General features: G+C 54.3%; 24 protein-coding genes. 6 read left to right on the top strand and 18 right to left on the bottom strand.

The window, feature by feature from the left end; all coding sequences use genetic code 11:
- Positions 1–121: 121 nt before the first annotated feature.
- From V8L70_RS18905 to V8L70_RS18890, 4 genes are all read right to left on the bottom strand, one after another.
- On the bottom strand, positions 122–916 hold the full coding sequence (locus V8L70_RS18905) for a putative sodium/potassium/calcium exchanger (protein ID WP_101146256.1): 795 nt from the start codon (positions 914–916) through the stop codon (positions 122–124).
- A 44-nt stretch (positions 917–960) separates the two neighbouring features.
- Positions 961–1,920: a lipid kinase YegS gene (yegS, locus tag V8L70_RS18900; protein WP_101146257.1), complete on the bottom strand. Its 960-nt coding sequence runs from the start codon at positions 1,918–1,920 to the stop codon at positions 961–963.
- Between the two features lie 50 nt (positions 1,921–1,970).
- The gene (gene pepN / locus V8L70_RS18895) at positions 1,971–4,601 is read right to left on the bottom strand and encodes an aminopeptidase N (protein ID WP_101146258.1); all 2,631 of its coding nucleotides are present in this window, start codon (positions 4,599–4,601) and stop codon (positions 1,971–1,973) included.
- A gap of 78 nt (positions 4,602–4,679) precedes the next feature.
- A complete protein-coding gene (locus V8L70_RS18890) occupies positions 4,680–5,165 on the bottom strand; it encodes a YajQ family cyclic di-GMP-binding protein (protein ID WP_007114656.1) in 486 nt (161 codons plus the stop codon).
- A gap of 257 nt (positions 5,166–5,422) precedes the next feature.
- Here V8L70_RS18890 and cobO point away from each other — a divergent pair, with 257 nt between their 5' ends.
- Positions 5,423–6,022, top strand: a complete 600-nt coding sequence (gene cobO / locus V8L70_RS18885) for a cob(I)yrinic acid a,c-diamide adenosyltransferase (RefSeq protein ID WP_101146259.1) — start codon at positions 5,423–5,425, stop codon at positions 6,020–6,022.
- A gap of 83 nt (positions 6,023–6,105) precedes the next feature.
- Here the strand turns inward: cobO and V8L70_RS18880 are convergent, their stop codons facing one another.
- The 11 genes from V8L70_RS18880 to V8L70_RS18830 form a co-directional block, all read right to left on the bottom strand.
- Positions 6,106–7,401: an adenylosuccinate synthase gene (locus V8L70_RS18880; RefSeq protein ID WP_101146260.1), complete on the bottom strand. Its 1,296-nt coding sequence runs from the start codon at positions 7,399–7,401 to the stop codon at positions 6,106–6,108.
- Positions 7,401–8,597 carry an ATP phosphoribosyltransferase regulatory subunit gene (locus V8L70_RS18875; RefSeq protein WP_101146261.1) on the bottom strand — a complete coding sequence of 399 codons (1,197 nt, stop codon included), beginning with the start codon at positions 8,595–8,597 and terminating at the stop codon, positions 7,401–7,403. Before V8L70_RS18875 ends, V8L70_RS18880 begins: the two co-directional genes overlap by 1 nt.
- Before the next feature lie 199 nt (positions 8,598–8,796).
- Complete coding sequence (hflC, locus tag V8L70_RS18870; protein ID WP_008958621.1) at positions 8,797–9,687, bottom strand: protease modulator HflC; 891 nt, start codon at positions 9,685–9,687, stop codon at positions 8,797–8,799.
- Positions 9,688–10,965 (bottom strand): FtsH protease activity modulator HflK, encoded by a 1,278-nt coding sequence (hflK, locus tag V8L70_RS18865; protein ID WP_101146262.1) that lies wholly within the window; start codon positions 10,963–10,965, stop codon positions 9,688–9,690. It abuts the gene before it with no gap.
- Positions 10,966–11,112: 147 nt separating this feature from the next.
- Positions 11,113–12,423 (bottom strand): ribosome rescue GTPase HflX, encoded by a 1,311-nt coding sequence (gene hflX, locus V8L70_RS18860; protein ID WP_101146263.1) that lies wholly within the window; start codon positions 12,421–12,423, stop codon positions 11,113–11,115.
- Positions 12,424–12,460: 37 nt separating this feature from the next.
- A complete protein-coding gene (gene hfq / locus V8L70_RS18855; protein ID WP_007114649.1) occupies positions 12,461–12,709 on the bottom strand; it encodes an RNA chaperone Hfq in 249 nt (82 codons plus the stop codon).
- Between the two features lie 165 nt (positions 12,710–12,874).
- Positions 12,875–13,813 carry a tRNA (adenosine(37)-N6)-dimethylallyltransferase MiaA gene (gene miaA / locus V8L70_RS18850; protein WP_101146264.1) on the bottom strand — a complete coding sequence of 313 codons (939 nt, stop codon included), beginning with the start codon at positions 13,811–13,813 and terminating at the stop codon, positions 12,875–12,877.
- A 51-nt stretch (positions 13,814–13,864) separates the two neighbouring features.
- Entirely contained in the window at positions 13,865–15,799 is a 1,935-nt protein-coding gene (mutL, locus tag V8L70_RS18845) for a DNA mismatch repair endonuclease MutL (protein ID WP_101146265.1), read from the bottom strand.
- Positions 15,800–15,831: 32 nt separating this feature from the next.
- Positions 15,832–17,295, bottom strand: coding sequence for an N-acetylmuramoyl-L-alanine amidase (locus V8L70_RS18840; RefSeq protein WP_008958616.1), 1,464 nt, complete (start codon positions 17,293–17,295; stop codon positions 15,832–15,834).
- On the bottom strand, positions 17,286–17,837 hold the full coding sequence (gene tsaE / locus V8L70_RS18835) for a tRNA (adenosine(37)-N6)-threonylcarbamoyltransferase complex ATPase subunit type 1 TsaE (protein WP_101146266.1): 552 nt from the start codon (positions 17,835–17,837) through the stop codon (positions 17,286–17,288). Before tsaE ends, V8L70_RS18840 begins: the two co-directional genes overlap by 10 nt.
- Positions 17,838–17,848: 11 nt before the next feature.
- On the bottom strand, positions 17,849–19,321 hold the full coding sequence (locus V8L70_RS18830) for an NAD(P)H-hydrate dehydratase (protein WP_101146267.1): 1,473 nt from the start codon (positions 19,319–19,321) through the stop codon (positions 17,849–17,851).
- 97 nt (positions 19,322–19,418) lie between these two features.
- On the opposite strand from V8L70_RS18830, the gene queG reads away from it, so the two are divergent.
- On the top strand, positions 19,419–20,546 hold the full coding sequence (gene queG, locus V8L70_RS18825) for a tRNA epoxyqueuosine(34) reductase QueG (protein ID WP_431313235.1): 1,128 nt from the start codon (positions 19,419–19,421) through the stop codon (positions 20,544–20,546).
- A 5-nt stretch (positions 20,547–20,551) separates the two neighbouring features.
- Here the strand turns inward: queG and orn are convergent, their stop codons facing one another.
- Positions 20,552–21,145 carry an oligoribonuclease gene (gene orn / locus V8L70_RS18820; protein ID WP_101146269.1) on the bottom strand — a complete coding sequence of 198 codons (594 nt, stop codon included), beginning with the start codon at positions 21,143–21,145 and terminating at the stop codon, positions 20,552–20,554.
- A 136-nt stretch (positions 21,146–21,281) separates the two neighbouring features.
- Between orn and rsgA the strand changes: the two genes are divergently transcribed.
- From rsgA to asd, 3 genes are read left to right on the top strand one after another with little or no spacing between them, the layout of a single operon-like run.
- Positions 21,282–22,301, top strand: coding sequence for a small ribosomal subunit biogenesis GTPase RsgA (rsgA, locus tag V8L70_RS18815; RefSeq protein WP_101146270.1), 1,020 nt, complete (start codon positions 21,282–21,284; stop codon positions 22,299–22,301).
- An 18-nt stretch (positions 22,302–22,319) separates the two neighbouring features.
- Positions 22,320–23,162 (top strand): sulfurtransferase, encoded by an 843-nt coding sequence (locus tag V8L70_RS18810; protein ID WP_101146271.1) that lies wholly within the window; start codon positions 22,320–22,322, stop codon positions 23,160–23,162.
- Between the two features lie 10 nt (positions 23,163–23,172).
- Complete coding sequence (gene asd / locus V8L70_RS18805) at positions 23,173–24,057, top strand: archaetidylserine decarboxylase (RefSeq protein WP_101146272.1); 885 nt, start codon at positions 23,173–23,175, stop codon at positions 24,055–24,057.
- On the opposite strand, the gene epmA is transcribed toward asd, so the two are convergent.
- Complete coding sequence (gene epmA, locus V8L70_RS18800) at positions 24,054–25,034, bottom strand: EF-P lysine aminoacylase EpmA (protein WP_101146273.1); 981 nt, start codon at positions 25,032–25,034, stop codon at positions 24,054–24,056. The genes asd and epmA overlap by 4 nt on opposite strands.
- Before the next feature lie 107 nt (positions 25,035–25,141).
- Positions 25,142–25,708 carry an elongation factor P gene (gene efp, locus V8L70_RS18795; protein ID WP_008958607.1) on the bottom strand — a complete coding sequence of 189 codons (567 nt, stop codon included), beginning with the start codon at positions 25,706–25,708 and terminating at the stop codon, positions 25,142–25,144.
- A gap of 108 nt (positions 25,709–25,816) precedes the next feature.
- On the opposite strand from efp, the gene epmB reads away from it, so the two are divergent.
- Complete coding sequence (gene epmB / locus V8L70_RS18790; RefSeq protein ID WP_232774784.1) at positions 25,817–26,827, top strand: EF-P beta-lysylation protein EpmB; 1,011 nt, start codon at positions 25,817–25,819, stop codon at positions 26,825–26,827.
- Positions 26,828–26,905 lie beyond the last annotated feature (78 nt).

Below are 26,905 nucleotides of genomic sequence, written 5' to 3'. Positions count from 1 at the left end.
CCGGAGGGTAGAATCGGTCATGGCGTATCCACTCGTGTTGGTTGAGATCTTGGTCGTGATCAATCAACAGGATACGCCACCCTTCCTACCTCCTCCCATACACCAGACTTGAGCTTAACTCTTATTCCTCACGATTACGGTTAGCTGCTTGGCTATCTGCACTGGTATCAAGCTCATCCATCTCACTAGCGCCTATATCACTATCACTCGCGTCTGACTCGATCGCTGGGCCAGTCTCGGCCTCTCGACTCTCCAATTCCTGAAACTGCTCTTCAAGACGCTGCTGCGCTTCTTCAAAGCGACGCTCTGTATCCTCGATCAAAGCCTCAACGTCGGTAGCTTCGCGGTTATCTTCCAACGGCGTTCGCTCTGGCAAGCTGCTATCTTCATCCCAGCTAGACGAGAAATCTTCATTTTCCATTGGCTCTAACGTGGGTGCCTGCTGCTCTACTTCTTGAAACTGCTCTTCAAGTCGCTTTTCCGCTTCTTCAAAGCGGCGTTCAGTTTCGGCAATCATCTCATCGACATCAGAACGGGTTGCTTCTCCCGGCATTGCGCTTTCCTCATCGAGCACATCATCAGGGTCGGCTGCCAGCGTATCTTCTTCGGCCTCTACCGTCGCAGCATCAGCAGAACTATCACCATTTTGGCTGTCACTACCTTCACGTAGAGTTTCCGCTTGCTCAAGTTCTTCAGCGGCTTGCTGTGCCTCGATATCATCCTCTACTTCTTCGGGGCTAGACATTTCTGCCGCGTTTTCAGCCGCTGCTGGCGACTCCTCTTCGCGCACTGCTTCATCATCCGTCACCTCAGAATTATCATCTGGTGTTACGGTGGGATCTTCCTGGGAGTCACCGCAGGCACTCAGCAGTAGAGCCATTGCGGCAACTACAGGTATCCACACGCGATTGGCCATTAGATACTTCTCCTTTATAACGTTTAAAATCTGAGTGAAACCAGTTAAGGCCGGTTGCTGGAAGAGAGTAAGGGGCACTCCTCTGGTAACAGCACACGCAACGCTAGAGGTACTACTTCGGCACAGAAATGGTCATAACAGCGCGCCTCACCATCCAGCGTTAATGGCCAGGGCGGATCACCCGCCTGTGTCGTCAGCGTTAGTTGAGTCGTGGTGAAATAGCGCACAAATCGCCCCTCAGAGGGAAAGCTTTGCAGCTCGCTAATCAACTTGCTCAGCTCTGTCACCGAACTAAAGTCCTTGACCAGAAGCACATCCAGACGACCATCATCAAGCTTGGCCCGTGGCCCCAGCACCTGCCCTCCGCCTGATTGGCGGCCATTGCCTAGTGCTAGCAACAGTAGCGATGCACTCTCCTCTTTTTCATCCCAATGTAGCGTGCCGCGATAGCTGCGGTGTCGCCATGCTTTGAGCGCGCCCATCAATGAATACGCGCCGCCTCCCAATAGCCTCTTTAGGGTTTTCGGCGTTGATGAGGTAATTTCAGCGCCAAATCCCCCGGTCGTCATATTGATATAGTAGCTGGTTGCGGACTCACCACCCGCACCAGCTGTCACACGTACAACATCAATGGGGTAAGCACTTAGCGCTCTTGCGGCGGCTAAAGCAGGGCCTGGCTCTAATGGCAAACCAACTGAGGTGGCAAAATCATTAGCACTGCCCAATGGCACGATACCTAATACCGGCCGACGGTCATGGGGCAAACGCATCAACCCGTTCATGACTTCGCTAACCGTGCCATCGCCACCGCAGGCAATCACATGCGTAATACCCATGGTGTCAGATAGCTCAGCAATATCAGCAGCGTCGCCCCCTTCCCAGGTAGCTCGAACAGTAATTTGCATCCCTGCTTGGCGTTGTTCATTGACTGCCTCACGCAATGCCGGGTTACCGGCAGATTTACCATTAATAATAAGTAAATAGTGTTGCTGCGAATCTGTCACCGTTGTTGTTCCTTTCCTTGGTTAACTGCTTTTGCCCACCATGCCTGTACCTATGCCAATGCTTTCTCGACCACCTCATACACATTTGAAGACAGCGGCTGTTGCCTAATACGTTCTAGCTGAGACCGCATTAATACTTGGCGGGTTTCATCAAAACGCTGCCATCGCGTTAGCGGCGTGATAAGCCGCGCGGCAATTTCTGGATTCAGCTGGTTGAGTTCAATCACCACATCGGCCAACAGCTGGTAGCCCTGACCATCTAAGCGGTGGAAATTGACTCGGTTCTGGGCAAACGCCCCAATGAGGGCACGCACTTTGTTGGGATTCTTAAGTGAAAAAGCGGGGTGTTGCATCAAGTACTTCACGCGCTCAAGCACATCTCCCTGCGGGCGTGAGACCTGAATGGTGAACCACTGATCCATCACTAAGGGGTCATGCGCCCATTTTTCGCCAAATGATTTCAATGCTGGTGAGGCCAAATCATCGCGATCGCTGTGCACCAGTAAAGTGAGAGCCTGACGTACATCGGTCATATTGTGGTCGGCGGCAAATTGCTTTTCGCACAGCGCTAAGCCCTGCTCATCCTCGATCGACATGAGATAGGAGAGCGCCACGTTTTTAAGGCTTCGCTGGGCAATTTGCTCTGGCGTTGGCGCGTAAGTCTCTTCCGTCACATTGGCTTCGTAGATGGCAATAAATTCATCGCGCAGAGCAACGGCTAACGACTGGCGCACAAATTCACGTGCCGCATGAATGGCGTCGACATCCACAATTGGCTGCTGCTCCGCTATATACGCTTCTGAAGGAAGTGTCAGCATTTCAGCTAATACCGCCTTATCGCTCATTGGGCCGTTCAGAAGTGTTTTAAAGGCATCAACAACACGGCTGTCCATCACCTTCTCGACACTATTGCGGTGAGCAGCAATTAGGTCATCCAACGCCAACAGCGCCAAGCGCTGGCCAGCATCCCAGCGGTTGAAGCCATCGCTGTCATGGGTCAACAGAAAGGCAAGATCTTCTCGTGAATAGGGGAAGTGCAACTTAACGGGCGCTGAAAATTCACGTAGTAAAGACGGCACCGGCGCTTCAGCGACATCAGTAAAGACAAAGGTCTGCTCATCATCACGAAGGTGAATAACGGCATCTTTGCCTATTTTTTCGCCGTTGAGGGTTAACGTTAGGTCTTGACCTGATTTTGTACCGACTAACCCCATACGTACTGGAATATGCAGCGGCAGTTTATCCGGCTGGCCTGGTGTCGCGGGCGTGCGCTGACGCAACGTTAAATGATATTCGCCATGCACATAGTCATACTCGCCGTGAGCATCAATATCCGGCGTACCTGCCTGGGAGTACCAACGCATAAACTGGCTTAAATCCTCGCCGGAGGTTTCCGCCATGCAGCCTACAAAGTCTTCAATCGTCACCGCTTGGCCATCGAATCGCTCAAAGTAAAGGTTTGAGCCGCGACGGAAATTTTCTTCCCCCACTAAATTACGCAGCATGCGTACGACTTCTGCCCCCTTCTCATAAATCGTCAGGGTGTAGAAGTTGGTAATTTCAATAAAGTGGTCAGGGCGAATCGGATGCGCCGTAGGACCAGCATCTTCGGCAAACTGTGCCGTGCGGAAAAAGGAGACATCCTGGATGCGCTTAACCGGTGCTGAATTGGTATCCGCCGAGAAGCACTGATCACGGAAGACCGTAAAGCCCTCTTTCAGCGAAAGCTGGAACCAGTCGCGACAGGTGACACGATTGCCTGACCAGTTATGAAAGTATTCGTGGGCGACGATGCCTTCAACATTCTGAAAGGCGGTATCGGTAGCGGTATGGGGATGCGTCAGCACCGCGGCGGAGTTAAAGATATTAAGGCCTTTATTCTCCATCGCCCCCATATTGAAATCATTGACGGCCACGATCATAAATAGATCCAGGTCGTACTCACGACCATAAGCCTGCTCATCCCACTCCATGGCCCTTTTCAACGAGGCCATAGCATGTTCGGTCTTATCCAGGTTCTCTTGCTCCACCCAAATTTGCAGCGTGACCTCGCGACCGCTCATGGTGGTGAAGTGGTCTTCTACGCGATGCAGGTTGCCTGCCACTAGAGCGAATAGGTAACAGGGTTTGGGATGCGGATCTTCCCAGGTGACGAAATGACGACCACCTTCCAGCTCGCCGCGCTCTAACGGGTTACCGTTAGCCAGTAATACTGGTTCACGCTGCTGATCGCCGATCACCGTGACCTTGAAGGTCGCCATGACATCTGGGCGGTCGGGGTAAAAGGTAATACGTCGAAAACCCTCGGCTTCGCACTGAGTACAGTACATGCCGTTGGACTGATAAAGCCCTTCTAACGCCGTGTTCTCTTGCGGTGCGATCTCTACCTCACTCTCCAACACAAACCGCTCTGGAACATTGGCAATACTTAGGGTCTCTGCATCTACTTGATACGCGGATTCATTCAGCGGCGTTGCATCGATCGACAGGGAGATGAGCTTTAAATGTTCGCCGTTTAACACCAGCGGCGCATTCGCGTCAGCCTTCGCATGTCGCTCTATCAACAGTCGCGCTTTCACACGGGTCGCGGCGGGGTCAAGATCAAACGTCAGCTCGGTATGAGTTACCCGGTAAGCGGGTGGCTGGTAGTCGCTTAAATAAACCGGCTGCGGATCAGACATAATGCGTGACTCCTGTATAAAACGAATATTTATATAGTTAATACCAGGTGACGGCGGCGAGTGGCGCTGCCCTGCTAGTTAGTCGCGGAAGTTATCAAACTGGAGCGGCAAATCCGGCCCCTCTTCGCCCCGCAGCAACGCCATAACAGCTTGTAAATCGTCGCGCTTTTTACCCGTTACCCGCACCTTCTCACCCTGAATTTGTGCCTGTACTTTGAGCTTACTGGCTTTGATGCGCTTAACCACATCTTTGGCTTCCGCCGCATCAAGCCCTTCCTTTAAAGCAACTTCCTGGCGGGCTTTTACACCGGAAAGCACCGGGTCTTGAACGTCCATACAGCGGGCATCAATGCCACGGGCGATAAGACGGGCTCGCAGCACATCAAGCATTTGCTTAAGCTGGAAATCAACTTCCGCCTCTAGCTGCACTTTATCGCCTTCCAAAGTGAAGCTGGCGTCGACGCCTTTAAAATCAAAACGCGACTGCACTTCGCGGTTGGCTTGATCAACGGCGTTAGCACCTTCGTGCTTATCGAACTCTGAGACAATATCAAATGAAGGCATGATGTAATTCCTGACAAGACATGACCACCTATTCTAGAGCAGCCAGCCCCCTAGGGGCCAATTCTGTTGTTTATCTCTTGTCCTTTTCGGTTTTGAAGCATGTTTTATTGAACCAAAACTTGATTATTGCCCACCTAAATCTATACAAAAGTTATCCATTAAGCTCTTCAAAAAGATGTTCAACCCCTGTTAGATGACTTAGGCTAGCGCGATAACCTTCTTGCCATCTTAAAAAACGTTACCCCCCAGGAGACATCATGAGTGACCGCGAGATCCGCCATAAAGCCTCCATGCAGAAGTTGAAAGCACGCGTAGATGAGAAAGTCGCCAGTGCCGACGAGCAGCGCGGCCTAATCATTGTTAACACCGGTAACGGCAAAGGCAAAACCACCGCAGCCTGGGGGACGGTCACCCGTGCCTTGGGTTATGGCTATAAAGTTGGCGTGGTGCAGTTTATTAAAGGTCTCTGGGAGTGCGGCGAACGTAACCGATTGGAGGAAGATACCAATCTTGAGGTAGCGATAATGGCCACCGGCTTTACCTGGGACACCCAGAATCGCCAAGCGGACACAGAGGCGTGCCACGCAGTATGGAAAGACGCCGAGCGTATGTTAGCGGACCCAGAGATCTATCTGGTGGTGCTTGATGAGATTACCTATATGCTCAAGTTTGGTTACTTGGACATTGAAACCGTTAAACAAGCGCTGGAGAAACGCCCGACGGAACAGACGGTGATTATTACGGGAAGAAATGCCCATCGCGAGCTAGTCGCCATGGCCGATACGGTGACCGAAATGCAGGAGGTTCGTCATGCCTTCAATAACGGCTTACAAGCGCGCCGTGGCATCGACTTTTAAATATAAGCTGATACATACAGAAAAGGGGCAACTCCGTTGCCCCTTTTGCTCATCTGCTCATCAATAGCCAGCTTGAACCGTTATTAACTATCGAACGGGTTACGCAGCACGATGGTTTCCATACGGTCTGGACCAGTAGAAATGATATCGATACTTGTACCCACCTGCTCTTCAAGGAAGCTGATGTAGGCGCGGGCATTGGCAGGCAAATCTTCGACCTGTTTAGCGCCCAACGTGGACTCTTTCCAGCCAGGTAAATCCTGATAAAGCGGTTCGACGGCTTCGTAGCCTTCTGAATCCACAGGGTTATCCAATACGTCGCCATCTTTACTGCGATAGCCAACGCAGACGCGGATATTTTCCAACCCATCCAGTACATCCAGCTTGGTCAGGCAGATGCCGGAGACCGAGTTGATCTGCACCGCGTGACGCAGGGCCACGGCGTCAAACCAACCGCAGCGGCGTGCACGGCCAGTCGTGGCACCAAACTCATGACCACGCTCGGCAAGGTGGCGGCCATCAACGTCAAATAGCTCAGTGGGGAATGGGCCTGAGCCAACGCGAGTGGTATATGCCTTAGTAATGCCCAGCACGTAATCCAAATAAAGCGGGCCGACGCCAGAGCCTGTGGCCGTGCCACCTGCAGTGGTGTTTGAGCTGGTTACGTACGGGTAGGTACCGTGGTCGATATCCAGCAGCGAGCCTTGAGCACCTTCAAACAGGATGTTCTCACCAGCTTTACGGAGGTCGTGCACCATGCTGACAGTGTCGCAGACCATTGGGCGCAGCTCTTCAGCCATCTGCATTGCAGTATCCAGCACTTCCTGGAAGTCGACCGCCGGTTCGCCGTGGTAATTCACCAACACGAAGTTGTGGTAGTCGAGCACTTCGCCCAGCTTGGAAGCAAAGCGCTCGCGATGAAGCATATCGCCTAAGCGCAGGCCACGGCGGGCCACTTTATCTTCGTAAGCGGGACCAATGCCACGGCCGGTGGTGCCAATTTTAGCGATGCCCCGGGCCTTTTCACGGGCCTGATCCAGGCGCACATGGTAAGGCAGGATCAGCGGACAAGCGGGTGAAAGACGCAGGCGCTCACGTACCGGTACGCCTTTGGCTTCCAGCTCACGGATCTCTTTGATCAGCGCTTCAGGTGAAAGCACCACGCCATTACCAATCACGCAGGTTTTGCCTGGACGCAAAACGCCGGAAGGAATCAGGTGAAGAACGGTTTTTTCACCGTCGATGACCAGCGTATGGCCAGCATTGTGACCACCTTGGAAACGCACCACGGCGGATGCTGATTCAGTCAACAGGTCAACAATCTTACCTTTGCCCTCGTCACCCCATTGGGTGCCCAGCACTACGACATTCTTACCCATTATGATGCACTCGTCTCTTGTGTCAGGGCCGTTGGCTGCCAACGACCATTGATAAGCTCAAGACGGCGGTCACATTCATGCTCCGCCGGCCCAGTACGCTGCCCAGGCAGCGCTTGAATCACGCGTTCCCCTTGCTCACGCAGTGCAACAATGGCAGCGTTGAGCGACTCCTCCTGCTGGGCGGGTGCCCAAATACTACCGCGACTCGGGGCAGCCAGCGCCAACGACGCCAGTTGTTTAAGATCCATCGAGAAACCGGTAGCGGGGCGAGCACGACCAAAGGCACGCCCTGTATCGTCATAACGCCCGCCTTTAGCAAGCGCATGCCCATAGCCCGGCACGTAGGCGGCAAACATCATACCGGTATGGTATTGATAGCCACGCAACTCAGCCAAGTCAAAGTAGAGCGACACATCAAAGCGCGCCAATACGCCTTGATAGAGCGCATCCAACTGATCCAATGCCGCCGTGACTGAGGCAGGAGCGCCCGCAAAACGCTCGCGCGCCTGGCTTAAAATATCCGCTCCGCCATGCAGCTCACCAAGCGCCAACAGCATATCCGCTAATGCCGGGTCACTAACACTAGCGTCTACAAGCTGTGCTAATTGCGTAGGTGATTTTAGCGCCAGCGCTTCAAATAGCGCGCTTTCCTGCTCATCACTGAGCGCTGCTGCTTCAACTAGGCTGCGGTAAATACCGATGTGCCCAAGCGCTAAGTGGATCTCCTGAGCGCCGGCCGCTTTCATACTGGCCAGCGCCAAGTGAATAATTTCACTGTCAGCCTCAAGCCCGGCATGGCCAAACAGTTCAGCGCCTACCTGCACGGGGCTACGCCCGCCTTGGTGCTGATCCGCCTTTGCACGCAATACGTTGGTGCAATAACAAAGGCGCACTGGGCCCTGTCGCTTAAGCGAATGGGCATCCATACGCGCCACTTGCGGCGTTACGTCAGCGGAGGCACCCATCATGCGGCCGGTTAGCTGGTCGGTCAGCTTAAAGGTCTGCAGATCGAGATCTGTACCCGTACCTGTTAACAAGGAGTCCAGAAACTCCACCGGCGGCGGCATTACTTGGTCATAGCCCCAGCAATGGTAAAGATCGAGCAGCGCGCGGCGCAGCTCTTCCATGCGGCTTGCCTGAGGCGGAAGCACCTCATCCATGCCGTCGGGCAGTAGCCAGCGGTCAGCGATGGTCATGTGAACAATCCTGCAAGACGATGAAGGCCCAACAAACTCAAGCAGTAACGAAGCAATATGATTGCCGACGCCAGCGTTAAATGAGGGCCACAAAAAAACCGGGCGACGCCCGGTTGATAAATTCTATCACGTTTATTGGCCGGATAAACCCCGCCAAGCCCTAGGAATGACGAGACGAGGTGCACCGGCCAAAAGCGACTTACTCGCTGTCGCTACCTTCCGGCTCTGGGTTACGCAAATAGCGGAAGAAATCGCTATTCGGCTCCAGCACCATCAGATTGCCATCGTCAGCAAAGCTTTCGCGATAAGCTTCTAGGCTGCGCCAGAAGGAGAAGAACTCCTGATTCTGGCCATACGCCTCAGAGAAGATCGCAGCAGCCTGGGCATCACCTTCACCACGCAGTGTTTCGGAGCGCTCATTGGCTTGAGCAAGCAACACCTGGCGGCGACGATCTGCGTTGGCCCGAATACGCTCAGCCTCTTCCTGACCTTGAGCACGCCACTCGCGAGCTTCACGCTCACGCTCGGAGCGCATACGGTCAAAAACAGCTGCCGAGACGTCTTCAGGCAGGTCGATCCGCTTAATACGAATATCGCGGATAGCCACACCTAGCTCTTCACGCATTAGCTCATCGAGCTCGGCGGTGGGGCCGGTCATCAGGTCATCACGTCGTTCAGCGATGATTTCCTGAAGATTCAAACGACCAAATTCATTACGCAGGCTTTCATCCACGCGCGGTTGAATCAGGCGAATAGCCATCAACTCATCGCCAGCGGTCGCCTCGTAGTAGCGCGTTGGGTTAATAACTTGCCACTTAACGTAGGAGTCAACGATTACCGCTTTCTGCTCAAGCGTCAGATAACGGCTAGTATCGGTATCCAGCGTCAGCAAACGCGTATCAAACTTACGAATCGTTTGCGCGATCGGCACTTTTGCGTGCAAACCAGGCTGAATATTCTCTTCGATGACTTCACCAAAACGCAGCTTAACGGCACGTTCAGTTTCGTCTACCACGTACAGAGTGTTGCTCGCCAGCCACGCCACGGCAGCCAGACCACCAACAATCAGCAGGGATCGATTATTAATCATTTACCGGCCCTCCCTGCGGATGGAGTTACTACTATTGGTATTCGTTGATGAGCTACTCTGGGTACTGCGTAGCCGCTCAAGCACATCCGCGTCCAACTGCTCATCACTGCTATTCTCGCTATTGCCAGACGATGAATTGCTGCGATTACCACTAGTACCGCCGCGCATTTGATCCAGCGGGAGATACATTAAGGGGGCGTTTTCGCTCACATCCAGCAGCACTTTCGGCGAATTACTAAACACATCTTCCATAGTGTCTAGATACATACGCTCGCGCATGATATCCGGCGCATTACCGTACTCGGAGAGTAGCGAGTTAAAGCGGTTGGCTTGACCCTGTGCTTCAGCAACCACCGACTCACGGTAACCCTGGCCCTGTTCAACCACACGCTGGGCCTGACCCTGGGCAGCCGGGATAATCGCATTGGCGTAAGCCATACCTTCGTTGATCGTACGCTGGCGATCTTCACGGGCACGGATAACGTCATCAAAGGCATCAATTACCGGCGCAGGCGCAGACGTCGACTCAATGTTGATGGTTTGTAATCGAATACCAGCACCATAGTTATCGAGATAGGACTGGAGACGACTAGAAACAGAGCTACCCAGAATCTCACGACCCGAGGTCAGGATATCGATCATATCAGTACCGCCAACCACGTGACGCAGCGCCGAGTCCAACGCATTCTCAATAGAGATAGCGGGATCACGTACGTTTAGAACGAAATCACGGGGATTAGCGACTTGGTACTGTGCTGAAATTTCCACTTCAACGATGTTTTCGTCGCGGGTCAGCATGGACTGCGTTTGAGTCAATGACCGCACGCGCGTCACATTCACCATCCGCACATCATCAATCAACGGCGGATTCCACTGCAGGCCGGGTTCTACAATGCCCTGGAACTCGCCAAAACGAAGCACAACACCACGCTCGGATTGATCGACTAAGTAAAAGCCCATCGCAGCCCAAATCGCCAGCGCAACAATAATCAGTAAGCCAGGCAAAGCGAAAGGATTACGGCTTTTACCGCTACCGCCACCACCATCGCTTTTTTTACTGCCGCCTTTTTTACCGCCACCCAGCATACTGTTGAGCTTATCCTGAAATTTTTTCAGCGCTTCATCCAGATCAGGAGGACCTTGGTTACCGCCTCCTTTATTGCCGTTGTTGCCACCATTATTACTGCCACGGTTTCCATCATTATCATTTCCACCGCGTCGGCCGCCACTACTCCAAGGGTCGTGCTGGTTGCCACCACCAGGCTCATTCCAGGCCATACTTCGTCTCCACTAAGGTATTCGCTAACGCAAATGCCAGCGTTTTAAACGATAGCATCGCGTTTTGATATTATTGCTCTATAAACCTTGTACCATTTTTATACAAAGCAGAATACAAGCAGTGCTTTAAGATTCGTAATGAGTAGCCTACCACTCATCGGATTCTTGTAACGCTACCGGTAAATAAGTATTGGCACGCTCGCCTAATTGAGCCATCAACTGATTAAAATCGCGCCGCGGCAAACGCACATCTAGCACCGAATGCCCCTGCTCATCAAAAGCTTCCTCACGAACTGCATTTAGTTCGTGAAGACCAGCACGCAGCTTACCTTGCTCAGGGTTAAGTGTCAGCGAGAAGCCAATCACATCGTTTGCTAAGCGTTCGGTCAGTGCTTCATGAAGTAATTCAAGCCCCTGGCCCTGCTGCGCTGAGAGCCAAACCACCTCTGGCACACCATGACCATCACGTTCAATACGCGGCGCGCTGTCGAGCTTATCAATTTTATTCATGACTTTGAGCACTGGCACATCATCTGCACCAATCTCTTTTAGCACTAGCTCCACCTGCTCCACATTTAATTCGCGGTCAGGATCTGCTGCATCAATCACGTGTACCAGCAGCGACGCTTCTGAAGCCTCTTGAAGCGTCGCTTGAAACGCCTCGACCAACTTGTGCGGTAAATGACGGATAAACCCGACGGTGTCCGCCATTACCACAGGCCCGACGTCTTCAATTTCAAGCCGCCGCAGCGTTGGGTCTAGTGTGGCAAACAGCTGATCAGCGGCGTAAACATCAGAGTTAGTTAACGCGTTGAATAACGTCGATTTACCCGCGTTGGTATAGCCCACCAGCGATACACTGTGGATTTCAGCGCGAGCACGGGCGCGACGATTCTGGTCGCGCTGGCTACGCACTTTATCCAGCCGCTTGTGAATCGATTTAATCCGTCCACGCAGCAGGCGTCGGTCAGTTTCAAGCTGAGTTTCACCCGGGCCGCGCAGGCCAATCCCGCCTTTTTGGCGCTCAAGGTGCGTCCACCCGCGCACTAGGCGAGTCGACATATATTCAAGTTGAGCAAGCTCTACTTGCAGCTTACCTTCATGCGTTCTTGCCCGCTGCGCAAAAATATCGAGAATAAGACCGGTACGGTCAAGCACTCGGCACTTGAGCTCTTGCTCAACATTGCGCTCTTGAGAGGGACTTAAGCTGTGGTTGAAGATCACCAATTCTGCCGCGTGAGCCGCGAGCAGTGCCCGCAACTCTTCCAGCTTTCCTGACCCAATAAATGTGCGTGAGTCAGGCCGGTGGCGGCTGGCAGTGAGTAGAGTCGCAGGCTCTGCACCCGCAGAGCGCACGAGCTCTAGAAACTCACCCGGGTCTTCACGTTTTTGCTCATCATGGAAATCGACATGAACAAGAACTGCCGTTTCACCGGCGTCTGGGCGTTCGAAAAACAATCAATACCTCGTGGAATCTCTTGCTTATCCAGCGGTGTTAAATCTCCGCGTCTTGCTCTGCCGGGTCTTGCGCAGGCAAGCGTACGTTACGAGACGGAACCACCGTAGAAATAGCGTGTTTATAAACCATCTGACTGACGGTATTGCGCAACAAGATAACAAACTGGTCAAACGATTCGATCTGGCCCTGAAGCTTAATGCCGTTGACCAAAAAGATGGAGACCGGAATGCGCTCTTTGCGCAGAATGTTCAAGTACGGGTCTTGAAGGGACTGCCCTTTGGACATGTTGCTCTCCCTAAAACTGTCGTTGGGGTTAATTATCAAATGGCGTGCCCTACTAGTGCTACGCCGCAATCTTTTTGCCCGAAAGGCCTAATGTTGCCGAAAAGGCCAAGTGACCATTCGAAAACATACGCTTACTAAATTACTATCTTGAAGAACTATCTTACGCTAAGCACCGCTTTCACGCACGAGTTTCAACACCTTATCAAGCGCGTCAGGGCGCTGCGAATCTACCCATTCAAGCGATGGCCAGCTTCTTAACCACGTTAGCTGACGCTTTGCGAGCTGGCGAGTCGCGATTATGCCCCGCTCAACAAGCGTGGCGTAATCATACTCACCTTCCAGGTACTCCCACACTTGACGATAACCAACACTCTTCATCGCCGGTAGGCCTAAATGTAAGTCATTACGCTTTTTGAGGGCAGTGACTTCATTTATCAAGCCCTCATCCATCATTAGTTCAAAGCGCTTAGCGATACGTTGATGCAAAAGGGCACGATCACTAGGCGCCAACGCTATCGACAACACGCGCCATGGAAAGGTTTCAGGCTGTTGCTCCGCCCATAACTCACTCATTGGCCGTCCGCTGGCATAATATACTTCTAGCGCACGTATTAAGCGCTGAGGATCATTGGGATGGATACGCTGAGCAGAAACTGCATCCACCTCGGCCAACCGTTTATGCAGCGACTCCAGTCCCTCATATTGCCATTGCGTTTCAAGTTGTTGGCGAATGATCGGATCAGCAGAAGGCAAATTGGCCACACCCTCTATCAGCCGCTTGTAATAAAGCATGGTACCGCCGACCAACAGAGGAACCCGGCCCGCCGCGCTGATTTGTCGCATCAGTTTTATCGCATCTTCACGGAAGTCAGCCGCTGAATAGGGCTCAGCCGGGTCGCGGATATCAATCAGGTGATGGGGTGCACGAGCAAGTTCAGCGGCACTAGGTTTGGCGCTACCAATATCCATACCGCGATACACCATAGCTGAATCAACGCTGATCAGTTCATGCCCTAAGCGCTCATGCAACGCCATCGCGGTATCGGTTTTCCCGGCCGCTGTCGGGCCCATCAAAAAAATTGCCCAAGGGCGCGTATCAGCCATGCGCGGGTAGTGCTCCAATATTTATCAGAAATTAAATTTTCGATCGTGCTGCTATTGGCCTCTTAAGAACAGCCGATCAAGCGCTTTTAGCCCCATCTGCGTCCAGGTGGGCCGGCCATGATTGCACTGATCACTGCGCTCAGTGCGCTCCATGTCGCGCAGCAGCGCGTTCATTTCTTCGATCGTAAGCCGCCGATTAGCACGCACGCTGCCATGGCACGCCATGGTAGAGAGTAGCTCATGCAGCCGCGCTTCGACCTGATGAGTGCGCCCATAGCGCGCCAACTCCTCTAGCATTTGTCGCACTAAAGCCTCAGGGTCCGCCTGGGAGAGCAACGCTGGCAACTGGCGCACCAGCAGCGTTTCCGGTCCGGCAACATCCAGCTCAATGCCCAGCTTGGCGATAGCCGCTTGCTCACTCTCAGCCGTCGCCACTTCTGCCCGACTAGCGGCGATAGAAACCGGCACTAGCAGCGGCTGGGCATCTAATCCTTTAGCAGCCGCTAGCTGTGTTTTCATACGCTCATAGACAATTCGCTCATGGGCGGCATGCATATCCACCACCACCAACCCCTGATCGTTCTGGGCCAGAATATAAATACCGTGCAGCTGCCCCAGCGCAAACCCAAGCGGCGGCGCCACTGTGGGGTCGTTATCAGGCATCGCCAGCGGCGCTTCCCGCACTTCGTATTCGCCTTCACTCGCCACGCCAACCTGCGGCGTTAACAGCGTCTCTTCGTGATTGGGGTGGAGCGCCTGATACCCTTGCATAAAGCGGCGTACGCGCTCAGCACCAGGATGGCGATCCGGAGAGTGAGTCAGCGCAATGCCCTGCTGCTGCCAGCGAGGCTGCTCGACGTTTTCACATGCCTCCGCACCTACCTGGGGCGGCTGACCACGCTCTAGCTGCTGAGAAGCAACGACACCATTCGCCTCTTCGTCGCTATTTTCGTCACCGCTTTCTGCAGGCTTAGAGGACGCCAAGCAGTGATGCAGGCTGGAGTACAGAAAATCGTGCACCATACGGCCGTCGCGAAAACGGACTTCATGCTTGGTAGGGTGAACATTGACGTCCACTACATCCGGATCAAGCTCCAGATAGAGCACAAACACCGGATGCCGACCGTTAAACAGCACATCGCGATACGCCTGACGCACCGCATGGGCCACCAAGCGGTCACGCACCACTCGGCCATTAACGAAAAAGTATTGTTGATCAGCCTGAGAGCGGGAGTGAGTCGGCAGTCCCACCCAACCACTTAGTCGCAAACCACCCGCTTCGCGTTCGATATAGCGGGCGTGCTCAATAAAGTTTTTACCTAGCAGCGAGGCAATTCGCCGCTCGCGAGCTGCCGCCGAGTGTCCAGGAGGAAGTTGATGAATCACTTTTTGGTTGTGGCGCAATACCCAGGCGATGTCGTAGCGCGATAGCGCCTGGCGGCGAAACGCCTCTTCAACATGCGCAAATTCGGTCTTTTCGGTACGTAGAAACTTGCGACGAGCGGGAGTGTTAAAAAACAGATCGCGCACGCCAACGCTGGTACCTCGAGGGTGCGGCGCAGGCGTCACTCGGGCATCCATTCCTCGCCCTTCCGCGACCACCCGCCAGCCATGACGAGGGTCTTCCTCAGCGTTGGAGATCAGCTCAAGCCGGGAAACAGAGCTGATCGAGGCCAGCGCCTCCCCCCTGAAACCTAACGAGCTAACGCCTTCCAGGTCTTCGAGGCTGCCAATCTTACTGGTGGCATGACGCGCCAGAGCTAGCGGCAAATCCTCTTCGCCGATACCAATGCCATCATCACGCACCTTAATAAGCCGCGTTCCGCCCTGCTCAATTTCTACTTCAATGCGCTGGCTACCCGCATCAATGGCGTTTTCAATCAGCTCTTTTGTCACCGACGAGGGGCGCTCAACCACCTCGCCAGCGGCAATCTGATTGGCCAAACGTGGGTCGAGCACATGAATTCGCGGCTCAGCTGCGGTCATCTCAGTCAACACGACACCTCAAGAACGATTTTTCATGAACGGGGAATTTGTAACACTTGGCCAACCCGTATCACATCACCATTAATATCATTGGCCTGCTTCAATTGATTAACCGGCACACCGTGACGTACAGCAATCGCCGACAGGGTATCGCCCGACTGGATACGGTATTCATTACCCGCAGGACTACGTTGATTATCGCGCTGCCAGGCAAGCAAACTGGCGGGCGGCGGGTAACGCTGGAAGTGCTCGCGCAAGCCACTGAAAATAGCCTGGGAAAGCCCTCCCTGATGAACCGGATCGCGCAGGCGACGCTCTTCGTCAGGGTTGGATATAAAGCCCACCTCAATCAATAGCGAAGGAATATCAGGAGACTTCAGTACCATAAACCCGGCCTGTTCCACTCGTGATTTATGCAACCGATTCACTCGTCCTAATTGTTCCAGCACTTGCCCGCCGATAGAGAGCGAATCATTCAACGTCGCGGTCATGGTGAGATCTAAAAGTACGCCACGCAGCACCTGGTCTTTGTCTCGCAGCGACAAGCTACCATCGACGCCGCCGATCAAGTCGGAACGGTTTTCACTATCCGCCAGCCACTGGGCGGTTTCCGAGGTAGCACCACGTTGAGAGAGCGCATAAACCGAGCTGCCTTGAGGGCGAGGGCTAGTAAAGGCGTCGGCGTGCACCGAGACAAAAAAGTCGGCTTTTTGCTCACGAGCCAAGGCGGTACGTTGACGAAGCCCCAGATAATAGTCGCCATCACGAACCAGCACGGCTTTAAAACCTTCGGTGCCGTTAACCTCCGAGGCTAAACGGCGGGCGATTTCCAGCACCACATCTTTTTCACGCGTGCCTGAAGGCCCAATGGCGCCTGGGTCTTCCCCACCGTGCCCAGCATCAACCGCAATAATAATATCTCTACGCGGATGCGGCTTGGCTTCCTGCACGGCCGCCGGCGCTTCATTACGGGGTGGCTCTACACTGCCAGGCAGTTGAGCTTGAGTCGAGGCACGCTGCGCCTGAATCTCCTGCTCACGAATCATCGCCTCGATAGGGTCAATGGGATTCTCAACGGCACTTTCACCCGGATACTCGAGATCAACTACCAAGCGATGCCCATACTGATCATTAGGCGTCAGGGTAAAATGGCGCGGCTCTATAGCTCGATTAAGCTCAAGCACTACGCGTAAACCGCCGCCCTCCCGCTTACCAGTTCGCACTGAGGTAATGGCACTGTCATGCAGCGGCAGCGTGCTCGGGTCGGTGTCCATTTGCGTATCGTCTAAATCAATCACTAAACGCGCAGGATTCTGCAACGAAAACACATTGGCGTTGGTGGCCGCAGACAGGTCAAATACCAGACGCGCATGATCAGGCGCCGCCCACAAGCGCATGCTTTCTACGCTCGACGCTTGCACATCAACCGCCACAAGGGCAAAAAAACTAACGGCTAATAAACGCAATACACGAGCCGCCGCGGCCTTCATTTCCATTGAATCACACCATTCTCCAACTGATCGTCGCTTATCTTACTTTCTTCACGGATCTCACTTGTTTCACCGACTTGGCTTGCTTCACGGACCTGGCGCTGTAGCAATGCCAGTATACGCGAGCCCAAATCACTGCAAGCCGTTAAAGAGGCCAAACGGCCTTGAGCAGCGACTGTCAAAACAAGGCGAAGGTCGGGCGTTGGCAACCACCCTTCCCCGCGGCTGGGCCACTCAATAATACACAGCGCATCGTCGGCTAATACATCGCGACCGCCGATAAACTCAAGCTCTTCTGGATCTGACAAACGATACAGATCTAAATGATACACGCGCTGAGAACCCAGTTCGTAGGGCTCTATCAGCGTATAGGTGGGGCTTTTCACCGCCCCTTGATGGCCGTAAGCCCGTAGAACACCCCGTGTTAACGTGGTCTTACCGGCGCCTAACTCACCTTCCAGGTAGATCAACCCACGACCTTGTAATACCAGCCCTAGCGCTTCGCCAAACGCGACCTGAGCCTCTTCGTTGTCTAATTTCACCTGCATGTGGGCTGCCTTCACGGATTAATCAATATTCGCGCATAGGATGCCAGATCACTCGCCAGCAGGCCACGCTCGCCTTCTTGTTGTGCTGCTCGATCAGCCGCTAACGCGTGCACCATCGTGGCTAGCCACGCACTGAACTCCACATCTCCGCGCTGCGCCATCAATGCACCCAGCATGCCACTGAGCACATCGCCCATGCCACCGCTAGCCATGCCTGGATTCCCGTAGGGGCACACCACTAAACCAGTGGGGCCAGCAATCAAGCTACCAGCGCCTTTCAAAACCACCACGCCGCCACGTGCCCGCTGCAGTGCCTGGGCAGCGGCGGGTCGATCGGCCTGAATATCCGCCACGGAACAGCCCAATAGCCGCGCTGCTTCACCAGGATGCGGCGTTAATATCCAATTATCGCGCCGAACATCTGGCCACTGGCGTGCTAAAAGATTCAGCCCATCAGCATCTACTACCAACGGCGCGTCTGACTGCAGAGCACTCTGTAAAACGGCCTGCCCCCAGGCCGCCTGACCAAGCCCCGGACCTACCACGACCACATCGACCATCGCAGGTAGCTCAGCCGCTTCAGCGCCACCGCGCACGCTGTGGACCATTACTTCCGGGCAGCGTACCAAACTCGCGGCGACATGCTCAGGGGCCGTCGCCAAGCTCACCTTACCCGCCCCCATCCGCGCAGCGGCCTGGCTGGCCAGTAGCGCCGCACCGCCAAAGCCGGGAGCACCGCCCATCACCAGTACATGCCCCATCGAACCTTTATGGCTCGTGCGCAGCCGGGGAGCAAAGGCATCCGCTAAGAGCGAATCATCCAGCCGCCAAGCGGTGGCTGGAATATCAAAATATGCCTGAGCTTTAACACCTAGTGGGCGAAAGTCGATCTCACCGGTATAAGCGGGTGCATCACCAGTATGCAAACCGATCTTATCGCCAATAAAGGTCACCGTGCAGGCAGCCTTAACGGCAAGTCCTGGCGCGGCGCCGGTATCAGCAACCAATCCCGAGGGAATATCAATTGCCAGTACCGGCCTCTGAGCAGCATTGATCATTTCGATGGCACGCCGAAACCGGCCCTCTACCTCGCCCGTCAAACCGGTGCCTAACAAGGCATCAATAATGACTTCGCCCGTCAATACAGTGTTGGCTTCCCACTCTTCGCAACCTACGCCCGCGGAGGTTGCCAATTGTGCAGCGCGGGCTGCGTCTCCGCTTAGCTCATCAAGAGGCTTCAGCGTCACTCGCTGCACTTTGAGGCCAGACTGCATAGCCAGCGCTGCCAGCACATGACCGTCACCCCCGTTATTACCACTTCCACACATGACGGTTAAGCTGCGCGCCTGAGGCCAGCGTGAACGAAAGCTGTGCCAAGCGCTTGAGGCGGCGCGCTGCATCAATGCAAAACCATCGATACCACCGGCAATGGTGCGCCGGTCGAGCTCGCGCACCTGGGCGGCTTTATATAGAGGGCGTAGCATGGAAGTATTCGGGATCGTCACGATCTCTCCTTTCACATGTTTTGATGGCTGCTGATGCGTTAGCATAGCGCGCTTAATGCCTTGCTGTTGATTGACTATGTCTAATTCCACTGCCTTTGCACGTTCTGATAGTGCAATGACTGACCAAAAACTTGCTCGCCTTGCCGACCTGATTAAAACCTGGGGGCGAGAGCTGGGCTTTCAGCAAGTCGGCATTACTGACACTGAATTGTCGGCCCATGAAAGCCATCTCGACGCGTGGCTGGAAAATGACTACCACGGCGAGATGGGCTTTATGGCCAAGCATGGCAGCAAGCGCACTCGCCCCGCAGAGCTTGAACCCGGCACTCAGCGCATTATCAGCGTACGCATGGATTATCTGCCCGCTGAAGTGGAAAGCACCAAGGTACTGGGCCAGCCCAACCGCGCCTATGTATCGCGTTACGCCCTAGGGCGCGATTATCACAAGCTAATGCGTAAACGGTTAGCCCAATTAGCAAAAAATATTGAGCAAGAAGTAGGCGAATTTGGTTACCGCGCTTTTGTCGACTCAGCACCGGTAATGGAGCGCGCGCTGGCCCAAAAAGCCGGGCTTGGCTGGTTCGGCAAAAATGCCATGCTGCTTAACCCCAAAGCGGGCTCGCTGTTTTTTCTGGGCGAACTCTATACTGATCTTCCCCTACCTATCGATGCGCCATTTGAGCAAGAGCACTGCGGCAGCTGCAGCGCTTGCCGCACCGCCTGCCCCACCGGCGCTATTGTTGATGATAAGGTGGTCGACTCGCGCAAGTGCATTTCGTATCTCACTATCGAACTACACGGCGCCATACCGGTTGAGTTTCGCCGCGCCATGGGCAACCGTATTTACGGCTGCGACGATTGCCAACTGGTATGCCCTTTTACCCGCTTTACCCGCATGACCCAGGAAGATGACTTTGCGCCGCGCCATGATTTAGATCGCGCTACGCTAATCAGCCTGTTTGCCTGGGGCGAGGCGGAGTTCCTGGATAAAACCGCTGGCAGCCCTATTCGGCGCATTGGCTACGAGCGCTGGCTGCGCAATATCGCCGTAGGCCTAGGAAACGCCCCTTGGAGCGAGGCCGTGGAAGCCGCGCTATGGGCGCGCCGAGCCTACCCAAGCGAACTGGTGCGTGAACACGTCGCCTGGGCGCTTGAGGAACAGCGCCTCAAGCGCGGCAGGCGCATTGCCACCGATATGTCTTAACCGCTTTACTCTTCTTCGTCGCTGCGCTGCTCAACGCGCAAAAACGTATTACGGTAGTGAGCCAGTTCAGCAATCGACTCTTTAATATCATCCATCGCCAGGTGAACATTCTGTTTACTAAAGCCCGCCAAGGCGCCTGGATTCCAGCGTTTGGCCACTTCTTTTATGGTAGACACATCAAGATTGCGGTAGTGGAAAAAGTTGAGCAGCGCAGGCATTTCACGCTCAAGAAAACGCCGATCCTGGTGGATGCTGTTGCCACACATGGGTGACGATCCGGCCACTGCGTACTGCTGCAGAAACGCCAGCGTTTGCTGCTCAGCTTCGGCAGTTTCCAATTGGCTTGCTTTCACCCGGGCGACTAATCCCGACTCGCCGTGGGTTTTCTGGTTCCAATCGTCCATCTGCGCCAGCAGGCTATCGGGCTGTTTCACCGCAATGACCGGCCCTTCCGCTACCACATTCAGATCGGCATCAGTAATGAGTGTGGCTACTTCAATGATGCGCTCTTTATTTGGATCTAAACCGGTCATCTCTAGGTCAATCCATACCAGCAGATCATTACGTGGCGCCGCTGAATCCGTCGTTTCGTTGCTCATTACCGTTATCCCTTTGCCTAAATGGTCATTTATATCGTGCCAGTGTGCCTTAAATAGGCCTACCAAGCAGCTATACAGGACAGCTTGCCCACTTGGTAGGTACAATGGCGTCTATTGTAACGATCATCAGGTGGTCATGAGCAAACGTAAATTAAGTCGCCAGCAGCAGTGGCGAGTCGAGAAAGTCCAGGCGGAACGTGCCCAGCGTGCTGAAAAGCGTGATGTGCAAGACGCTGAAAAACTCGCCGCTGGCGAATACGGCGCCGAACAGCCGGGCCGTGTCGTTGCTCACTTTGGACGCACCCTAGAGGTGCGCAATAGCGATAATGAACCGGTGCGCTGTCACTTACGCGCCAATCTGGATGGTCTGGTTACCGGCGACCGCGTGATATGGCGCGCCGGGCAAGAAGGCTCTGGCGTGGTGGTGGCCAGGGAAGAGCGCGACAGCGTGCTGAAGCGCCCCGATGCTCGCGGCCTGCTCAAACCGGTGGCCGCCAATATTGATCAGCTGTTGATCGTGTTTGCGGTAGAGCCTGCTCCTCACGCCAACCTTATTGACCGCTACCTGGTCGCCGCCGAGGCTACCGGCATTGCGCCAGTGCTGGTACTCAATAAAACCGACTTGCTACCAGAAGATGGCGGCGAACTCGGTAAACTGCTGGAGCGCTATCGCGATTTGGGCTATCCCGTCGTGCGTACTACCACTGCTACAGACACCGGGCTGGATGAGTTGCGCAGCCAGCTTGAAGGGCGTACCTCCGTATTCGTTGGTCAAAGCGGCGTGGGCAAATCCTCGCTAATCGACCTGCTGCTACCGGATGAAAACCTGCGTATTGGCGCGCTCTCGGAAGACTCCCGCAAGGGTACTCATACCACCACCACGGCACGTCTCTATACCATGAGCCGAGCTGACGTGGCCGATGGCGATGTCATCGACTCACCGGGTATTCGCGAGTTTGGCTTGGTGCACCTCAACGAGCAGGAAGTCACCGACGGTTTCATTGAGTTTCACGACTATATTGGTTACTGCCGTTTTCGTGATTGTCGTCACCGCAATGAGCCCGGTTGCGCTTTACTCGCAGCGGTCGAGGCAGGCAAGATTCATCCAGCACGCTTTGCCAGCTATCGACGGATTCTTGATAGTTTGGATAGCTAACGTTGATAGGAGTTACCCATGAGTATTGAAAGCCAATCGTCGGAAGCTAACCTTTTACCGCTGATTATTGAACCGGAACAGCTGCAGGCGCATTTAGATGACCCACAGCTGCTGATCATTGAGGTGCCGGTCAATGGCGACAGCTACCGTCAGGGCCATGTGCCCGGCGCCATCTTCCTCGACTTTCGCTATTTAATGCGCGGTGAAGGGCCGGTGCCGAGTGATGTTCCTAGCGTTGAGGCGCTTTCACGTCTGTTCAGCGCCTTAGGTCTAACCCGCGACACCCACGTGGTGGCCTACGATGACGAAGGCGGTGGCTGGGCGGCACGTCTTTTATGGACGTTAGAGCTCATCGGCCATACGCGTTACTCCTATTTGAATGGCGGCATACACGCCTGGCGCGATGCAGGCCTGGAAGAGAGCACCGAGCCTACCGCCCCCACCCAAAGTGAGTATCACGCTGAAATCCTCAACCCCAATGCCTTGATCACGTTTGAAGAGATCAAAGGGAAGCTCGACGATAAACACTTCGCGGTGTGGGATGCGCGCTCCAAAGATGAGTACGATGGCGTCCGAGGCAACAATAAGCACCTGGGGCACATTCCCGGTGCCGTTAATATGGACTGGCTCCACGCCATGGACCGACAGCGCGCACTGCGCATTCGCGATTACGCCGAGCTGATCACCGAACTTGGCGCCCTGGGCCTGACCCCCGATATGGAAATCGCTACCCATTGCCAGAGCCACCACCGCAGCAGCTTTACCTGGCTGGTGGGCAAGGCGCTAGGCTTTAATATACGTGGCTACGCGGGTTCCTGGGGCGAATGGGGCAACCGCGACGACACCCCGATAGAGAAGTGAAAATATAACTGTGACTCTTTCCCAAAAAGCCTTTTCGCTACTTCAATACCCCTTACCCCAACATGCGCTATCGCGCCTGACGGGTAAATTCGGCCAGTGCGATAACCGCTGGGTAAAAAACACCCTGATTAACGCCTTTATCAAACGCTTTAATGTCGACATGAGCCAGGCCTTGGAACCCGATCCTAGCGCCTATGCAACGTTCAATGACTTCTTTACCCGGGCGTTAAAAGCCGATGCGCGCCCATTAGGCGAAGGAATATTGAGCCCTGCCGATGGCACGCTCTCCCAATACGGGCGCCTGCAGGCCGGCCAACTGGTGCAAGCCAAGGGCCACACCTACTCTGCCCAGACCCTGCTGGGCGGCGACACGGCCCTGGCGGAAGAGTTTCTCGGCGGCAGTTTTGCCACTGTCTACCTCTCTCCACGGGACTATCACCGCGTACATATGCCGGTGACCGGTACATTAAGAGAAATGATCTACGTACCCGGTCGACTCTTCTCGGTCAACCAGGCAACCGCCAACTATGTGCCGGGCCTGTTTGCTCGTAACGAGCGCCTGGTGTGCATCTTTGATACCGAGCACGGCCCCATGGCAATGGTGTTAGTAGGTGCAATGATTGTAGCGGCCATAGAGACCGTCTGGTCAGGCCAGGTAACACCGCTTGCAGAACAGCCTCAGCGCATGCAGTTTGGGCAACCTATCACGCTGGAAAAGGGCGCCGAAATGGGCCGCTTCAAACTCGGCTCCACGGTAGTAATGTGCTTCACTAAACCGGTTGTCTTTGACGACTATCCTACGGGTGCCATGGTCAGCATGGGGCAAGCGCTGGGCCACATTGATAAACTGACTTATGATAGCGATGCGCCCCCTAGTAGCGAGCCGATGGTTTAGCAGCGAGGCGTAGAAAAGGCGAGCACGTCTTCCAGGCGTGCTTTGCCTAGCGCCAGTTGAATGAGGCGATCAATCCCCAGCGCGACACCCGCACCAGCTGGCATACCGTGCTCTAGAGCGGCCAGCAGACGCTCATCTACATCCACTTCCGGCAAGCCCAAGCGGCGGCGCTCAGCGTTATCATCCGTAAACCGCACTCGCTGCTCCGAGGCATCGGTCAGCTCTTGGTAACCATTGGCCAGCTCAACACCTTTCAGGTAGAGCTCGAAGCGTGAAGCCACCCACTCACCATCTACATCCTGGTGGCGTTGCGCCAGAGCGGCCTGGCTTGCGGGATAATCAACCACAACACTTAGCTCATGCTGGCCTAACTGTGGCTCGATCACCACGCTCATAAGCAGGTCAAGGCAGGTCTCGCGATCTTCACCGGCCAAGGATTGCGCAGACATTTGCGCTCGCTCCGCGGCGACCAAACGCAACTTTTCCAGCGACGTGGTAAAGGGGTCCACCTCTAGGTGGGTATGAAAAAGCTCCCGGTAACGATAATGTACGACTGGGCCAGGGAAACTGGGGAGCAGTGACATGACCAGAGTAGCCGTCTCATCGACCAGTTTATCCAGCGTAAACTGCGGCCGATACCACTCCAGCATGGTGAACTCGATATTGTGGCGAGCCCCAATTTCACCATCGCGAAAACTTTTGGCGAGCTGAAATATCGGTCCGCTACCGGCCGCCAATAACCGCTTCATATGGAATTCAGGCGAGGTTTGGAGCCATAAACGGCGCTGCCCTCTATCGGTGCGAGCCAGGGTATGAAGCGATACCAGATGCACATCCGTGCTCCCCCCCTGCCCCAATACCGGCGTTTCCACTTCCAACACGTCACGCTGGTCAAAAAACGCCCGCACTTTGGTCATTAACCGCGCACGCTCGCGGAGCGTTTCAATCGACGCCGAGGGTTGCCAATCAATGGCCATCACTGCTCCTTAGATAAGCTATAGACAAGCTATTTTTTAGCAAAAAATGGCCACGCTAAAAGCGTGGCCATCCTCATTACCAAAGCGAAAAACAACGTGAAAAGTAATTAAGCGCGAGAGACGTAGTCCCCGCTGCGCGTATCAATTTTCAACACTTCGCCCTGATTGATAAACAGCGGTACGCGCACTACAGCGCCAGATGATAGCGTAGCAGGCTTAGAGCCACCTTGCGCCGTATCGCCTTTCAAACCTGGATCAGTTTCAACCACTTCCAGCTCAATGAAGTTGGGCGGCGTCACAGAAATGGCCTTATCATTCCAAAGTGTAATGATATAGGGCACCTGCTCTTTCAGCCATTTAGCAGTATCACCCAAGGCTTTTTTTTCAACGGCGTACTGCTCAAAGGAACCATCGGTCTTCATGAAGTGCCACATGTCACCATCGGTGTAGAGGTACTCCATCTCCAAATCCATGACGTCAGCGCCTTCCAGCGAATCACCAGATTTGAAAGTCTTCTCACCCACACGGCCCGTCATCAAGTTACGCAGCTTAACGCGGTTAAACGCCTGCCCCTTGCCAGGCTTGACCAGCTCGTTTTCGACGATCGAACAGGGATCGCCGTCGAGCATTACTTTCAAACCGCCTTTGAATTCATTGGTAGAATAGTTCGCCATAATGCCTCTCAATGTTTTATTTCAGTAGCGTAAAGCTCGAAGCTACGCTTCGCCTATAGATATCGTTCTTCAATGAGTGCGCGCATGATAACCCGAAGGAGGGCTTTTTTGCAGGAGAACATCATTATTGCCGCGTTTGAAACACGCCTTACATGGCAACAGCAGCTCTCTCAAGCAATTCGAGACCCGCAGGTACTTTGCGACCGACTAGATCTGGACAAGGAGTGGCTTGCTGGCGCTCAATCAGGCCATGCTCTATTTGAAGTGCGGGTACCTGAGGCATACCTCAGCAGAATAGCCCATGGCGATATAAACGATCCACTGCTACGGCAAGTGCTGCCGCTCAGTGAAGAAACACTATCGCCCGCAGGTTACGTTTTGGATCCGCTCGAAGAGAGCGAACATCGGCCAGCCAAAGGGTTGATCCATAAGTACGCAGGCCGAGTGCTGCTGATCGCCAGCCCCACCTGTGCAATCAACTGCCGCTACTGCTTTCGCCGCCACTTTCCCTATAGCGACAACTCGCCTTCCAGGGCGCAGTGGCAGGAAGCGCTGGGTTATCTACGTGACGACTCCACTATTCATGAGGCCATTTTGTCCGGTGGTGACCCACTAGCCGCCAGCGATCGCCAGTTGGCATGGCTGGTAGAACAGCTAGAAAACATTCCACACCTTAAGCGGCTACGCATACATACCCGCCTGCCGGTGGTCATCCCTGACCGGATTAATGAAGATCTACTTGGCTGGCTGGGAACGACCCGCTTACAGAAAGTAGTGGTTCTGCATATCAACCACGCCAATGAGATTGATCAAGCGGTGGTGGATGCCTGCACGCGCTTGAAACAGGCAGGAGCAACACTGCTCAATCAAAGCGTATTGCTGCGGGATGTGAACGATAACGTCACTGCGCTGGCCGCCCTTTCCGAGCGCCTGCTTGAAGCCGGCATACTGCCCTACTACCTGCATGTTCTCGACCCTGTGCAGGGCGCAGCGCATTTTGATGTGGCGGATAATGAAGCGCGCGAGCTGGTGTCTCAACTTCGCGCCCACCTCCCTGGGTTCTTAATGCCACGCTTGGTGAGGGAGATTCCCGGTAAAGAGAGTAAAACGCCGCTGTGAGAGATGAGAGCTCCCGCTAGACAATCAGCGTCCAAGCCTCAATATCACCCCCACAATCGTAAAAATATCATTTTCTGC

This window comes from Vreelandella arctica, assembly GCF_037070215.1.
GTDB lineage: Bacteria > Pseudomonadota > Gammaproteobacteria > Pseudomonadales > Halomonadaceae > Vreelandella > Vreelandella arctica.
Note: the sequence above shows the minus strand (reverse complement) of the source record. Positions and strands in the feature narration are given on the sequence as shown.